This is a genomic window from Paenibacillus sp. RC67, assembly GCF_030020805.1.
Taxonomy (GTDB): domain Bacteria; phylum Bacillota; class Bacilli; order Paenibacillales; family NBRC-103111; genus Paenibacillus_S.
Genome location: NZ_CP125098.1, coordinates 3,445,711 through 3,459,453, shown reverse-complemented (window position 1 = coordinate 3,459,453; position 13,743 = coordinate 3,445,711). Strand labels below are relative to the sequence as shown.

Genomic DNA, 13,743 nt, shown 5'->3' with positions numbered 1-13,743 from the left:
GATTGGATGGATATCTCAGTCATAAAAAAAGGAACCGCGCCTGGCGCAAGCTCCTCTTCCCTAAGCACTCATTTTTTTCAGCCTATTGCTCTCAAGGTTTCAGTTAAACTACCAAACAGGTCGAAATACGCCCGGTTTGGCGTTGGGAAAGGTATGAACTAAATCTGTCATATCCAAACGAAGCCCTTGCATTTTTTCATCTCCTAAGGCTTTTCCCCAACGCTTTTCGATAGATGTAAAAATGGTTTCCGTAGCCCGGATACATTCCCAGCCTCGTTCTGTCAAAACAACAAGCTTCCCCCTTCGGTCATTTGGATGGGGCTTCCTGCTCACATAACCGTGCTCTTCTAAATAATCGATCGACAGGCTAGCCGCCTGTTTTGTAATTCCTAGGTGATCGGCTATTTCATTACCGGTAGCACCACCATGGGAAATTTTCTGAAAGATAAACCCATGAGAAGGCCTCACGTCGTCAAACCCTATTTTCGCTAATTCATCATGTAACTCTTCAACTGCTAAGCGAAATGCAGTTGCAAAGAGAATCATAAGTTCGTATCCCACTGCCTCTTCTTCAGCCATTGATTTGTTTCCCCCTACTTCATCATGCCTAATCTACTTATCTTATTCTACCATGATTCATAAAAATAACTAAGGCCACCCTTTATCAGGGCAGCCTAGTTGTATGATTTCACTATTTATTTTTTATTTGGCAGGCAGGTTGCTGATGAAGCTCAGCTCCAATTTGGCGAAATAACGAGGCGGTGTCGAATAGTGCCCAGTGTTCAGCAATCTTATCATTATGAAGCCGGTATTCTCGGTATAGTTTTACATCGACCCTATTTTGGGTAGCTTCTGTCCCTCTAAAATTCCCTTGATGAGTCCCTGTCATTCTCAGCCTTACAATAACACGATCATCTTGAGCAACAATACTCTCCTCCGTTGTCATTTGATCCGGAAAAGCTGTATGAAGAACGAGAGCCATATTCTTAAGCCCCTGCACATTACTCGGAACATACGCATGATCAACGTAATCTTTCGTCAGGTATTGCTCCAAATAATCATGGTTCCCTTCGATCCAGAATTTCTGAATAAAAGCGCGTACAATCTCCATATTTTTATCAATAGTCATAAATAAACCTCCAACTAGCATGATTATAGTCAATTCATTTGACTACTTCTATCATATCACCACTTTGGATATAGTCAAGTCAATTGACTATATAATAAATATAAGTGCTAATATGCATTCCTGCAAATCAGCACTTATTGTCATATCGGTTTTGATGCCATGGTTATTGACATTCTTTTTTATCCTTGCTTAACACGATCAGATAGCGCCAAAAGGTCAACGCCTTTAAGGGCTCCTTCAATCAACTCAGGCAGCTTTTCTGGTGAGCATCCGAAGCAGGGGATGCCATATTGGGCTAACTTCTTGGCTACTGCATCATCGTAAGACGGCAGTCCCTCATCGGACAGAGCTAGCAGACAAATCGTTTTGACCCCAGACTGATGCATATCGACTAGTCTGCGGATCATTTCAGAACGATTGCCTCCCTCATACAGATCAGAAACAAGAATAAACATTGTTTTCTTCGGTTCTGTGATAAACGGCTCACAATAAGCAATCGACTTGTTAATGTCTGTACCGCCCCCTAGCTGAATACCAAATAGCATATCTACCGGATCGTTAGCACACTGCTCGCTTAAATCGACAACCTCTGTATCGAAAGCAATGACATGAGTATCCAGCGCTGGCATGCTGGCAAAGATCGATCCGATAATGGACGCATATATGACAGATCCAGCCATTGAACCGCTCTGGTCAATATCCAGAATGACGGTCCATTCCTTGCTCCGCCGGGCGCGATCGAAGAAATAGACCTTCTCTGGAATGAGCAGATTGCGTTCCTGATCATAGTGCCGCAGGTTTTTGCGGATTGTTGTGTTCCAATCCAAACCAGTAGCGGAAGGCAGCGGCGAATGCCGCCGCCGATTAAGGGCTCCAGTTACTGCCCGTTGCAAATCATGAGACAACCGCTGCACAATTTCATCAACTACAGCCTTAACCAATTGCCTTGCCGTTTCCTTTGTTTTCTCCGGTATTTTCCCTTTGAGAGCCATCAAGGTTGCTACCATCTGAATATCCGGCTTAACCTGAGCCAGCAGCTCAGGTTCGAACAGCAGCTGTTTCAGACCTTTGCGCTCAATAGCATCTGCTTGTATGACCGAGACAATGTCCGGCGGAAAAAAGGTACGGATATCACCCAGCCATTTTGCCAGCTTGGGAGCTGACGGTCCTAGCCCGGCCTGTTTGCGGGGATTTCCCCCGACAGGGCCTATATCATTGCCATAAGTATCATCATAAATAGCCGCTAGGGCTTCATCCATCAAAGCAGTTTCATCATCAAGCAGGCTGGTGCCCGAACCAAATGATTGCAGCTTTTCTTCGGATTCTGCGCCAAGGATGAGTCGCCACCGTTTCAATTGTTCGTGATCGATTGTCTCATTGTTTATCATAGGCTACAAATCTCCAAAATCATAATCGTTAAGCTCATACAGCATCTCCTTCTCTTCCTCGCTCAGCGGCTTCTGCAAGGTCGCACCCACTGCATTGGCATCCAAGCCCCATAGATCGCCCATCATCTCTGCGACTGCGGCCTTCTCCCTTGACTCGAAAGCTCCGAATGCTCGGCGAAGGAATACGAGTGATCGCTTAAAGGCTTGCGGATCCAGCAACCTAATATACATATCGAGCTGCTTCCAGAGCACAGCTCGGGACAGCAGTGCATAGCGGTTACGCATGGATAACCCTTCAAACCAGCCCGCCCCTAGATCAACCGGTATGCCAGGCGATAATCGACGAGACACTTCCTGTGCAACTTGTTCCTCTTGAAGCTTGCTTTGCTCCAATAGGATGGCAAAGGCAAAGCCAGACAACTTAGCATTGCGATCGTCACGAGAGGCCAGTTCTTGTAGTTTACTTTGCCAAAGTACATCGTCAACTTCTTCAAAGTGATCTTGAGCAATGCCGTGGAGCTGTTGAATTGCGCCTGCTATGCCATGAGCGGCATCATCGTTGCAGGCAGAAGCGGTCGGCAGCAGCAGCGCACCCCGCAGGAACAGCTGCCTGAGCAACGGCACAAGTGCAGCCGTCTCGATGCGGCGAATCGAACCGTAGCCAATCAGTACAGACAGCTCGTATGCGGAGGAAGCAATCTGCTCAAAGCTCCCAGCCTCCACCGCCAGCCCCTGTAGCGCTTCTTTAGCCTGCTCCATAAGCGGCATGAGCGCACACTCACAGGCAATACGAATGATCCGTGAAGCTTCAGCGATATCCGTGCATGCGTCTAGTCTCTCTTTGAGCAAGAATGCTGCAACCAGCTCTATGGTCTCACCTTTCAACGTAGACTCTACCGCTTGAATCTCCGCTTCCGGCGTCCAGCGAAGAGTCCAATTCTCAGCCCATGTAGCCGAATTCTGCTGAACTCGCTGCTTCTTAGCAAAGTCAATGCCTAACAGTTCCAAACGGTGGAGCAGCACGGAACGGTTCAAATCCAAATACGTCGCTTCCTCTGATTTCACCCTGCGATTTTCTCGCAAGTCGAGTTCTAACGTCGCAGCGACTGGTGTTCTATACTTTTCCAGCTTAAGCCGCTTCAGTTCTCTATTTAAATCATCCTGAACCGGTGTCTGGCTGACTCCTTCCGGAAGGCGACCGATGGCCGTGCCTACGTTTGTCCTTGCCAGCGCCTCAGAGATCGTGGACATCTCCCCGTAGCCTAAGCACACGATGGCCGCATCTTGCAAATCCCTCCATGTTGGATGACTACCGTCATGCAGGGTTGCGAGTGCCTCAGCCAAACGGACGGCTTCAATCAGCGATGCAGTTGAGCGGAACGTTCCGTGAGCACGCAAATGGGCGGCAACCTGTGAGAAATATAGCGCCGGCAATCTACTAAGATCCCTTGCTTGCAGACACTGCCAGAACAATTCAAAATAAGCAGGGGCTTGATTTCCTGCTCCGTAGCCGGAATGTGTGGATAGTTTATAGTATGAATAGGGCATTAATGTGAGCTTCGTTCTCACCCTGGGAAGCGCTTTGAATTCCTTATCCGACATAATCGGTAGACGGAAATCCATCGCAGAAGAATGATGCGCTCCAGTCACAACGACGATTCTCTCCGGATCGTGACCCGCCAGAATCGCTTTCTGAATACTGCGTCGCATATACGACTCACGTATTTCATTATAGGCCGCATCATGAGGGGCATACTGCCACTCTTGATCCTCCGTCAGCTCCCTCATTTGTTCAGAGAATCGGTGAATCCCGGATCGGTATGCCCCCTCCTCCAAGCGATGCTCGAAATGACGCTCCCAATAAGCTTCGTAATCGGGTTCCCCGGATAACTCGGTTAATTGCTCATAAAGCTTTCTCTGCTGATGGAGATAGGTTTGATAGTCATCAGAATCCCCTGGTTGACGGATTTCTTGAGCCGGTTCTTCTCCCTCCGTCACAACTTTCCCCGAAAAACCTCCGGTTCGTTTCGTCTCATGCAAAGCCAAAGCCTGCTCGGTAGGCAAATCGATGAAGGTCGCCCAGGCTCCGTTGCGGTTAGCCCACTTAAAAGCCTGATATTCCGGCGAATACTCCGCATACGGATATAACAATGTCCGAACCGGAAGCTGATCCGTATAGGCAAGAATCGCAATGGGAGGTACAACGCCGCGTGAAGTTACTTCAGAAATAAAGGCAGAAGCATCGCTCGGCCCTTCTATCAACACAGCCGTTGGCTTAACCTCATCAAGAAAAGTAAGTAAGTGAAAGGCGCCGGCAGGAGATAGATGCCTTATACCGAAAACATGAAACCCTTGATTATGGTTCAGTTGTTCATCTCCGAGCACGCGTAGTACAGATTTCGCCATGTCGCTCCCCGCTTTTTCATCACATTTTCCAAATATTCTTTCCATACAAGACGATCTTTTTCTTCATCCTTCACAATGGCGCCTTGCAAACCTGCCGCGATATCCTCTTCACTGATCTGTCCACTTCCAAAGCTCCCAGCAAGCGCCATGCTCCCGGTGAGAAGAGATATCGCTTCCGCTGTTGATATAACGCCGCTCGGCCCCTTTACCTTCTCCTTTCCATCCAACGTCATCCCGCTGCGCAGCTCACGGAATATCGTCACAACTTTACGCACTGCTTCTTCCTCTGGAAGCGATGCACGCAGCTCGTAGCTTGCAGAGATTTCGCCCACCCGTTTACGGACAATCTCGACTTCTGTCTCAATGTCTGAAGGTGCAGGTAACACAATAATATTGAAGCGCCGCTTAAGGGCGGCAGACATCTCATTCACTCCACGGTCCCGTGTATTTGCCGTTGCAATAACGGAGAAGCCTCTTGAAGCCGACACTTCGCGTCCAAGCTCGGGAATCGAGATCGTCTTCTCGGACAATATGGAGATTAAAGCATCCTGTACCTCCGATGCACAACGTGAAATTTCTTCAAACCGGGCGATGCCACCTGTTTCCATAGCTCGAAAAATAGGACTTTTGATAATTGCTTGATCGGATGGCCCTTGTGCCAATAACATAGCGTAATTCCAGGAATAACGGATATGTTCCTCGCTTGTCCCTGCGGTGCCTTGAATTACTTTACCGGAATCGCCATGGATTGCCGCCGTCAAATTTTCGGATAGCCACGATTTCGCCGTTCCCGGTTCGCCTATCAGCAGCAGTGCGCGGTCCGTTAACAGGGTAGCGATAGCCATCTCGACCAATCGTTTATTACCAATATACTTGGGTGTAATAGTAACGCCTTTAACGCTGCCCCCTGTCAGAAAGGTAAGCACCGCTTTTGGCGAAAGCTGCCAGCCGGCAGGTCTCACATCCTGGTCCAATTCCTTTAGCGCCTCTAGTTCCTCCGCATATAAACGTTCGGAAGGCAATCTTACGACATCTTGCTTCTGATCCATCCCCATAATCCCTGTCCCTTCTCTTCAATTTCCGACACTTTTTCTCCATCCGTCTTTACTGCTAACGTCTCAGTAATGTCCAACAATTGATCCTTCAAGCTCTGATAACTTAGTTTCTCGGCATACTCACGGAGTCGTTGAGCATATGACTTTGGAAGCAATGACAACAGCGTCAACTGCACACGATCCAGATAGTAATACTGTTTATTGCCACCCTTCTCCAATATGTCCATAAGCAATTGAGGAGCGCTTGGTTCTTGCATTCCGAATAGTACAAGCAGCATATTCGATGTCTGGCCCCGGTTGAAATGAGGCTGTTCCTCACATTTAGCTTTTAGGTATGCAATGACCTTCACATCCGCAGCTTCTACCAGTCGGCATACCAAATCTGCCTCATCCACTTCTACAAAAAGCTGTACCCAGCGTGGATCCCACACACCCTTAAGATCCGCATCAGCTCGAGCAGGATCGTACCCCACCCTGTGTTGGTAAGGAAGCGTTTCTTCATGAAAAGCACGCAAAAGCGTCTTGGCATTAGACTGTTTTTTGTTTCTAAAATAACTGTGAAACCTGTCATAGACTTCTTGAGGTGGAAGAATCTTCACTGCTGCTTTGAAGCTATAAGCGATAAACCTCCCATCGTACGCTTCGTGCAAGCTAACCGCGAAATCATCCGCTTCCGGTAGGTCGATATCAAGCAGCAGTTCTGCCGCAGCCTCCTGTGCAGCTTCCGTTTCAGTCTTAATGAACGCAGGCGTTGATAGCAGCTTTTCCAGCAAGCGTACAACCTCCAGCGTTCGCTTTCCTTGTAGACAGTGAATGTCAGAGAGCATATGCTGCACAGTCTCTTCGATACCGTTCTCGAGTACGATTCGCTCCAGAGTGTGTTCCGCATGAGCTACGACCTTTTGTGTCAAAGAATTGGCTTGGCACCGTCGGATCGGCTCGATTGCCAGCTCACGATCTTTGGATACTAACGCTTGATACAACCTCTCAACGGCCTGCTCAGAGCCTAATCGTGCTAGAGCAAACAAAGCAGCACTGCGGATCTCCTTCTTCTTATCTTCGGCTTGTTCCAAAATAAAATGGATCTGCTCTGGATAATTACCAAGCAGCTCAATAGCAGCCGAACGTACTTCAACCGAACCCTCACGAGCCGCTTGCCCGATTAGCGACAGTCCCTCGCCATGCAATAACTCATGAATCAGCTCTAGACGCCTACCATCGCCTTTACCCCCGTCCAGCTTGAATTGTTGGAGCAGAGCAGGCAATGCCTCTTTACCATAGGCAGGTAGCACTTTATGTTGAATAAAATCAGGAATTTCCGTGTAGCTGTCATCCAGAGCGGTAACGGCGGGCAATATAGAGCGAAAGTCTTGGAATAGCCCTTCTTCATAACCCTGCCGCAGCTTCTCCAGCCGCCCTTGACCTTTTGCTGTCAACGCTTGTATCAGTGGAGACAGTTTTCGGTAAGGAAGTGAGGTCGATAGATTGGCATCGGCTCCTTTGACAGGAAAGAGCACGTCTGTCGTTTCCGTCTTGCCAAGAGTATAAAGCATGGAGTTGAGCAGGATACCCAATTCAAGCAGTTTAGGCGCTGATTCCCCCGAGCCCGCTTCCACGACTTGGGTAACAGCTTGCGCCACGCGACCCATTACTGGAACCGATTCAGACAGCTTATCAAGCTGGGGAATCATTTTTTGCAATCGAATGTCTCCTGCTGCTACAGCGCTTCCTGCAATAAATAAACGCCGAACTTCATGTTGAAGCTCAAACAAAACATGTACACTCATAGTTCGTCTCCTAATTATTTCATCAATAAAGCAAACGGATAACCTTATCCGCAGTCACAATGCTAAGCGGTTGAGCTTCTAACCGGTTCCGCTGCATGTTTTGTTCGAAAATAACCAATATCGCTTGATTCAGCAAATAAGCCCTATTTAACAGGGGCAGCAAATGGGTCGTCGGTGCACTAACGAAGGGAATGTCTGTCAAGGGCAGCTGTTTGCCTTGATCATCCACAAGGACATAAGCTGTATCTTCCTTGAGTATTTCTTTGAAATGCAAAAGAGCAACCGGATTTTTGTGTGATAACGGGTTTTTGATCTGATTTTTAATCCGTTTTATTACTTCTGCAAAGGATCGCTCCGCCGAAGCCATCACGTTCATATAATCCTTTGAACTAGCCTCCCGATAAACGGCTTCGTCCCAGCGCACCCGCTTGTTCAGATCACCTGGATATTCTGCCAGTTCCTTGGCTGTTACCACATGGAAGATCGAGTCTTCCTCACGAATATATTTAGATGCTCGAAAAGGACGATAGGTCCGGGTGAACTGGATCTGACCCGTACTCAGATTTGCCCAGCAGCCCTCGTCCACATATTCACCACGAGGCGCATCTGTATAGGAACGGAACGCCAACTGCAGCAGATCTACATCGGTGCGAACGTGGCCTTGCTCCCGCAGCTCAGCGATTTGCCAAGCATGGCCTATGCGTTCCTCTAGCGTTGTATCGGCATCTACTGGTGCATCGGGATTTCCCAGCCTGCCTTCTAAATATTTCTTGCTTTTTTGAATAAGTGAATGCAGCATCGTTAGCTGTTCGATGGCTTGTGTATAAACCGTTTCACGTTCATTCTCGGAACGGAAGAGCTCTGTTAGCTGACGAAGCGCAATCTGAATACCAGGAATGTAATAATTGCCAAGCTGCTTTGCCTGCTCATCCGCAGTTTGCAATACTTTCTTGTCTAGACTTCCAAATCCCTGCTGTGTAAGCTGTAAAAGGAGTTTCTCTGCAATGGCTATACCTTCTAACTGAGCAGCTATTTTTTTGGTAAGAGCTGCCTTATTCGTCTTCCGTTTTGCAGCCGGAGCGTCAGAGACGGCCGTTTCCTTCTTTTTCTCCTCGCGCTTCTCGGCTTTCTCCCTCTTCTCAGCAAGGTCTTGCGGAACCGGTGCCGTCTCAAAGGACTTGCCTGAAGTGTAGGCATACATCAAGCCCAAATTATGCTTGCATGGGAACTGACGGCTGGGACAAGTGCAGCGGAATACAGGATTTCCTTCCTTAGCCCAATCCACAGAGCATCGATAAGGGTCTTTACCGCTTCCCTTGCATTCTCCAAAAATGACGCTAGCATCCTCAGATTTGCACAACAAGGGAAAGCTATTCTTTTTTACTAAATCCTTCCCATTCTTAATCGCAGCGCTGTTAAGCGCCAAACTGTCTACATAAGCTTCCGTAAGCTGCTCCATGGTTTCCCTCTCAAAAAATGGTTTGTTCTTATTGTTTTCCACACAATTCCTGAATCACCTTCATTTCCACCCTTTACCTTACGCCGATAAAATGAGAAATATAATAACAGACTGCCAAAAAAACAATCTAAATTAATGAAATCATTCCATGTTTTTCATCTGTTTGCAAGTCCTGTGTCCAGAACCGCTTAGTACATTACAAAGTCCCTTATGAAAAGAATTGATATGCTCCAAATTGAACAAAAGAGACTGCCGAACGGTGTCGGCACCCTCTTTTGTTAGGGCTTTATTTCAACGAAACGACCATCAGATACTTTCCAAGCAGTGGCAAATAGCCAAGCCGTCTGTTAATAGTGAGGATAGGCTCATTGGTAGAGTCGTTGTCGGTTCGGATATAGTCAGCTTTTCTCGAAACGGCCAATTCAATCGCTTTGACCTTAAGAGCTAATCCAATGTTACGGCGACGATAGTCACGTCTGACTCCCGTATATTCGTGATACATTCCGTTAGTTTGCGCATTATGAAGCACATTGGTCACTCCCACATATCGTTCACCGTCTGCAGCGATCAGTACCTGCTCAGGAGCGTAACCGTTGGCCATTAAGTACCATTTGCGCCATTCTGAGATTTCTGGAACTTTACCCGTGAAACCGGGAATGTCCTCCATCGTTTCCTTGTAAAGCTGGTGCAGCTGGATCTCTCCCTTATCTACACCTTCTTCTGCGAGTGTTGTGAATCGTATGCCCTCTCTCTCCAACTGCTTGGAAGCATCGCCTCCATATATATTAGCAGCATCTAAGCCATCTAACGAAAGAACAGATTGAAACGTATGACGTTCAACCACAAACCCATGATTGCGGGCAAAGTGCAATGAAGCTTCATCATTGTCCCATACCTCGGTTACAATCTTACTCGCACCAAGAGTATGAGCCCAGTCTAAGGCCTGATGGAGCAAAAGCTTACCGACTCCCCGCCGGCGAAAGGTTTGATCGATGACCATCGTGTGGTTTAGGGTTCCATGCTCGGTCCACGGAGCACGCCATGTCCACAAGTAGCCAACAGCTTCATCCTGCTCGGTGACAGCAAGCTGCCTCAGCCTATCATAACCACCAAGCTGGCCATTTTCATCTAGGAACGTACGGCCAATAGAAAATAATTTGCTGTCATCTTCCTCGAGCCTTGCAGCATCTGTGGGCTCCGACCAATAAGTATTTACTAATCTTGCGATATCTTCATAATCATCTGGTAACCTGAGCGACCTTACTGTAAACGACATGCAATCCCCCCTAAATCCTCTAATCAACCTATGACTCAAGCTAAGAATGGCATATGTAAAATGGGATTTAAAGGTAATAAATGTTTTATATTTGTATTTTCACATGCAGGTCCGTTAGCACTGGCATCTTAGTTTCAACCGTTATATGCTATGCCATCCATCATCATAAGGCAATCAGAGTCGATAAAAACGAGCAGACTGCCAGCGCGCCTGCTCGTTCATTATATGCGTTCTTTTATTATGTACCATGAAACATTCAAATCTTTTGACGCTAGTGTACGACGTCAATTCTCCAACTCAATGCCCTTGGTCTCCCTCCCAAGGAAAAATACACTGAGTGCTCCAATTAAGATAGCCACGAAAAATAGATAAAAAATCGTCTGCAGCTCCACACCCCGAGCTACAAGGACTCCAACCAGGAAGGGGGCTATGACGCCGCCAACACGGCCAAAGGAGGTTGCCATGCCGACTCCTGTCGAGCGTACTCTTGTAGGGTATAGCTCAGGAGTATAGGCATACAGCCCGCCCCACGCTCCAAGATTGAAGAAGGACAAGCAGATACCAGCAGCGATCAGGCTCGTTTCCGTCTGGGCAGAACCGAACCAGATTGCACTTAATGCCGTGAAAACCAGATATAAGACTAGAACGAATTTGCGCCCGAACTTCTCTATGGCGTACGCCGCGGTAAAATATCCGGGTAATTGAGCCAGAGTCATAATGAGCACATACTGGAAACCTTTGACCAGACCATAGCCCTTCATTACCATCACAGTCGGAAGCCACAGGAACATGCCATAATATGAGAAAACTACAGTGAACCAGAGAATCCACAGCATTACGGTAGAACGACGGTATTTCAACTGCCACACCGACGACCATTGTTCGCGAAAAGATGGCTTTCGTTCAGCTTGACTCTTAATGAACCTCTGAGGATCTTCAATTGAGCGCCGCAGATAAAGTGCATACAGCGCTGGAACCGCACCGATAAGGAATCCGGCCTGCCAGCCGTACCTTGGAATGACAAAATACGAAATGAGTGCGGCTGCAAGCCACCCTCCTGCCCAGAAGCTTTCGAGCAGCACAACCGTTCTCCCTCTCTCCTCTGCCGGTACTGTCTCCGATACAAGAGTTGAAGCTACTGGAAGCTCTCCTCCCAGTCCTACACCCGCAATAAACCTCAAAATGCATAACACCGTGAAGCTCGTAGCAAGCGCGGATAAGCCACTGGCCACCGAGAAAATAAGCAGCGTCCAGAGTAAGACAGATTTACGCCCAAACCGATCAGCCATATACCCTGCAATAGCTGCTCCAAAAACCATACCAACCGAGTTAATGCTTGTAAATACCCCCACTTGCTCAGGGGTCAAATGCCATTGTACCGTCAATGTCGCTACAATGAATGAAATAATCCCAACATCCATTGCGTCAAACAGCCAGCTTATTCCCATACTAACTAACAATCTACCGCGCTTGGAGCTGCGCAGGTCTGCTGTCTTCTCCAAATTGCTCCCCCTGCCTACGGTTCTGTCGTTTGATATTTATGGAAATTAGTATTTCCAGTGTGAATGACAATAACCATGGGATCTATTTGCACCTGCCTAACGACTCGACTCCACTATGATTTATGTCCTTCTTCGGCAGGACTCTCTTCTAGTCGACTGTTAATAATTGCTCTAAGAATCCACCGATCTCCAACTCCCGATCGATAAAATGGATTTCCAAGATCCAATCTCGAGGATGACCGTTGGTATCCGGATCACGCATTGGAATATGGTTGTCGGGATGAATATAATTGTCCACTTCATCGCCTTGGATCTGCTCGTGAGGGAATTCTCCGATGAGATGACCCGCATGAGGCCCTCCGTACTCCCAACCATATTTGGTAGCAAGCTCGCATGCATATGCAAAGAGCTCACTGCCTGTAATATCGGGCTTGGAACGGAAATAAGCCTTCCCTTCCTCCCAAGCCAATGCAATATCCCTCTGCAGCTTTAATTTGATCGGATCATCGCCAAGCACATAGGTTCTTCCAAAATCGGCCTCCCAATCTTCAAAGATCGGACCAAAATCAAGAAATATAATATCATTATCATTGACTGTCAAATCAGGAGGGTTTTCTCTGTACGGGTATAACGTATTTTTCCCTGCTCTTACAATGCGTTTATGCCAGTATTTCTTAATTCCAAACATTTGGAATGCCAGGTCATAGATTTCGCGATTGATTTGCTTTTCGGTAACGCCGCTGCGCATAATTTGTTTTTCCTCGATGGCTTTAAACAGCTGTTCGGCTTTTCTTTCAGCCTCTCGCAGCGATGAATGTCTTTTTTCCATATACGAACTCAATACGGTCACTCCTGTCTATGCATTAGAATTTACCCTATTTTAACAGGGCTTGATTGTGAGACAAACATCCTTCCAAGCTCCTGCAGCTTGTCAATAATTTGATACTCTACCCTATCGTCGACCGGGATCTGATGGCTGGCTATCCTTCGCAATGGTTCATATTCTCCGATCAATACGGAGTATTGGGCTTGTTGGAACAATGGAAGATCATTCATATCATTTCCCATACAGATAAATGGAGAGAGCTGAAGACCGGTTTGCTGCATCCCTGTCATTTTATTAACGTTTTTGTAGGTAATATCCAAGATCCCTTCGGCTGAATGGTAATGAATGGTGACATCAAGCTCCGATATTCTTTCCGATAATTCCTTGAAATGACTGCAGGATAGAACAACAATTTTTACAAAAGAATTAATTTGATCCAATTCCACTTGCTGTGCAAGACTACTTTGGGCGATGTTCATTAGAAGAGGATGCTCTTGTTTTGTCTGAACTGCATAGTTCAAAGTATCATCAATAAGATAATCAGCCTGATAATCATTAAGGATTTCAATAATTTCAAGCGCTAGGCTAGTTGGAATTGAATTAAAGTAGAGAGGCTTACCCTCATAATAAGCCATCGCCCCGTTCGCACCAATTAAAAGATGTTGATGAAAACGCTCGTCTAATATAGGAAGCATGTCACGGAAAGGCCTTGCAGAAGCAAAACCAATAAAGTGACCTAATTGCTCCAGCTCCATTAAACAATCCTGAATCCTTCTGGAAATCGGTCTGCCTTTGAAGCTAAGAGTCCCATCCATATCAAAAATAAAGTTCATCCTTATCCACTCCATCCGCTTGTTGTATCCCCAATAGTAATGAGAACTTCCTATCGAATAAAGGGACAGAATGAACAATTTG

At 47.0% G+C, this 13,743-nt stretch carries 11 protein-coding genes; all 11 read right to left on the bottom strand.

The genetic code is table 11. From position 1 onward, the window contains the following. Nucleotides 1-108 precede the first annotated feature (108 nt). Nucleotides 109-579: a MarR family winged helix-turn-helix transcriptional regulator gene (locus QMA13_RS15855; RefSeq protein WP_282942539.1), complete on the bottom strand. Its 471-nt coding sequence runs from the start codon at nt 577-579 to the stop codon at nt 109-111. Between the two features lie 112 nt (nt 580-691). Further along, nucleotides 692-1,129, bottom strand: coding sequence for an ester cyclase (locus QMA13_RS15850; protein ID WP_282942538.1), 438 nt, complete (start codon nt 1,127-1,129; stop codon nt 692-694). A 179-nt stretch (nt 1,130-1,308) separates the two neighbouring features. Beyond that, nucleotides 1,309-2,517, bottom strand: a complete 1,209-nt coding sequence (locus QMA13_RS15845; RefSeq protein ID WP_282942537.1) for a VWA domain-containing protein — start codon at nt 2,515-2,517, stop codon at nt 1,309-1,311. A gap of 3 nt (nt 2,518-2,520) precedes the next feature. Continuing rightward, a complete protein-coding gene (locus QMA13_RS15840) occupies nt 2,521-4,923 on the bottom strand; it encodes a DUF5682 family protein (protein WP_282942536.1) in 2,403 nt (800 codons plus the stop codon). Then, nucleotides 4,881-5,972 (bottom strand): ATP-binding protein, encoded by a 1,092-nt coding sequence (locus tag QMA13_RS15835; RefSeq protein WP_282942535.1) that lies wholly within the window; start codon nt 5,970-5,972, stop codon nt 4,881-4,883. Before QMA13_RS15835 ends, QMA13_RS15840 begins: the two co-directional genes overlap by 43 nt. Beyond that, nucleotides 5,948-7,765: a HEAT repeat domain-containing protein gene (locus tag QMA13_RS15830; RefSeq protein ID WP_282942534.1), complete on the bottom strand. Its 1,818-nt coding sequence runs from the start codon at nt 7,763-7,765 to the stop codon at nt 5,948-5,950. The genes QMA13_RS15835 and QMA13_RS15830 overlap by 25 nt, the downstream gene beginning before the upstream one ends. Nucleotides 7,766-7,787: 22 nt before the next feature. Continuing rightward, nucleotides 7,788-9,266 carry an SWIM zinc finger family protein gene (locus QMA13_RS15825; protein WP_282942533.1) on the bottom strand — a complete coding sequence of 493 codons (1,479 nt, stop codon included), beginning with the start codon at nt 9,264-9,266 and terminating at the stop codon, nt 7,788-7,790. A 244-nt stretch (nt 9,267-9,510) separates the two neighbouring features. Beyond that, nucleotides 9,511-10,500, bottom strand: coding sequence for a GNAT family N-acetyltransferase (locus QMA13_RS15820; RefSeq protein WP_282942532.1), 990 nt, complete (start codon nt 10,498-10,500; stop codon nt 9,511-9,513). A 284-nt stretch (nt 10,501-10,784) separates the two neighbouring features. After that, nucleotides 10,785-11,948 (bottom strand): MFS transporter, encoded by a 1,164-nt coding sequence (locus QMA13_RS15815; protein WP_282943416.1) that lies wholly within the window; start codon nt 11,946-11,948, stop codon nt 10,785-10,787. Between the two features lie 202 nt (nt 11,949-12,150). Beyond that, nucleotides 12,151-12,831, bottom strand: a complete 681-nt coding sequence (locus QMA13_RS15810) for a M24 family metallopeptidase (protein WP_282943415.1) — start codon at nt 12,829-12,831, stop codon at nt 12,151-12,153. A 41-nt stretch (nt 12,832-12,872) separates the two neighbouring features. Beyond that, complete coding sequence (locus QMA13_RS15805) at nt 12,873-13,643, bottom strand: HAD-IIB family hydrolase (protein WP_349254227.1); 771 nt, start codon at nt 13,641-13,643, stop codon at nt 12,873-12,875. Nucleotides 13,644-13,743 lie beyond the last annotated feature (100 nt).

Excerpts from the sequence above, each read along its gene's own strand:
- QMA13_RS15855 (WP_282942539.1), bottom strand. The coding sequence starts at position 579 with ATGGCTGAAGAAGAGGCAGTGGGATACGAACTTATGATTCTCTTTGCA.
- QMA13_RS15850 (WP_282942538.1), bottom strand. The coding sequence starts at position 1,129 with ATGACTATTGATAAAAATATGGAGATTGTACGCGCTTTTATTCAGAAA.
- QMA13_RS15845 (WP_282942537.1), bottom strand. The coding sequence starts at position 2,517 with ATGATAAACAATGAGACAATCGATCACGAACAATTGAAACGGTGGCGA.
- QMA13_RS15840 (WP_282942536.1), bottom strand. The coding sequence starts at position 4,923 with ATGGCGAAATCTGTACTACGCGTGCTCGGAGATGAACAACTGAACCAT.
- QMA13_RS15835 (WP_282942535.1), bottom strand. The coding sequence starts at position 5,972 with ATGGATCAGAAGCAAGATGTCGTAAGATTGCCTTCCGAACGTTTATAT.
- QMA13_RS15830 (WP_282942534.1), bottom strand. The coding sequence starts at position 7,765 with ATGAGTGTACATGTTTTGTTTGAGCTTCAACATGAAGTTCGGCGTTTA.
- QMA13_RS15820 (WP_282942532.1), bottom strand. The coding sequence starts at position 10,500 with ATGTCGTTTACAGTAAGGTCGCTCAGGTTACCAGATGATTATGAAGAT.
- QMA13_RS15815 (WP_282943416.1), bottom strand. The coding sequence starts at position 11,948 with ATGGGAATAAGCTGGCTGTTTGACGCAATGGATGTTGGGATTATTTCA.
- QMA13_RS15810 (WP_282943415.1), bottom strand. The coding sequence starts at position 12,831 with ATGGAAAAAAGACATTCATCGCTGCGAGAGGCTGAAAGAAAAGCCGAA.
- QMA13_RS15805 (WP_349254227.1), bottom strand. The coding sequence starts at position 13,643 with ATGGATGGGACTCTTAGCTTCAAAGGCAGACCGATTTCCAGAAGGATT.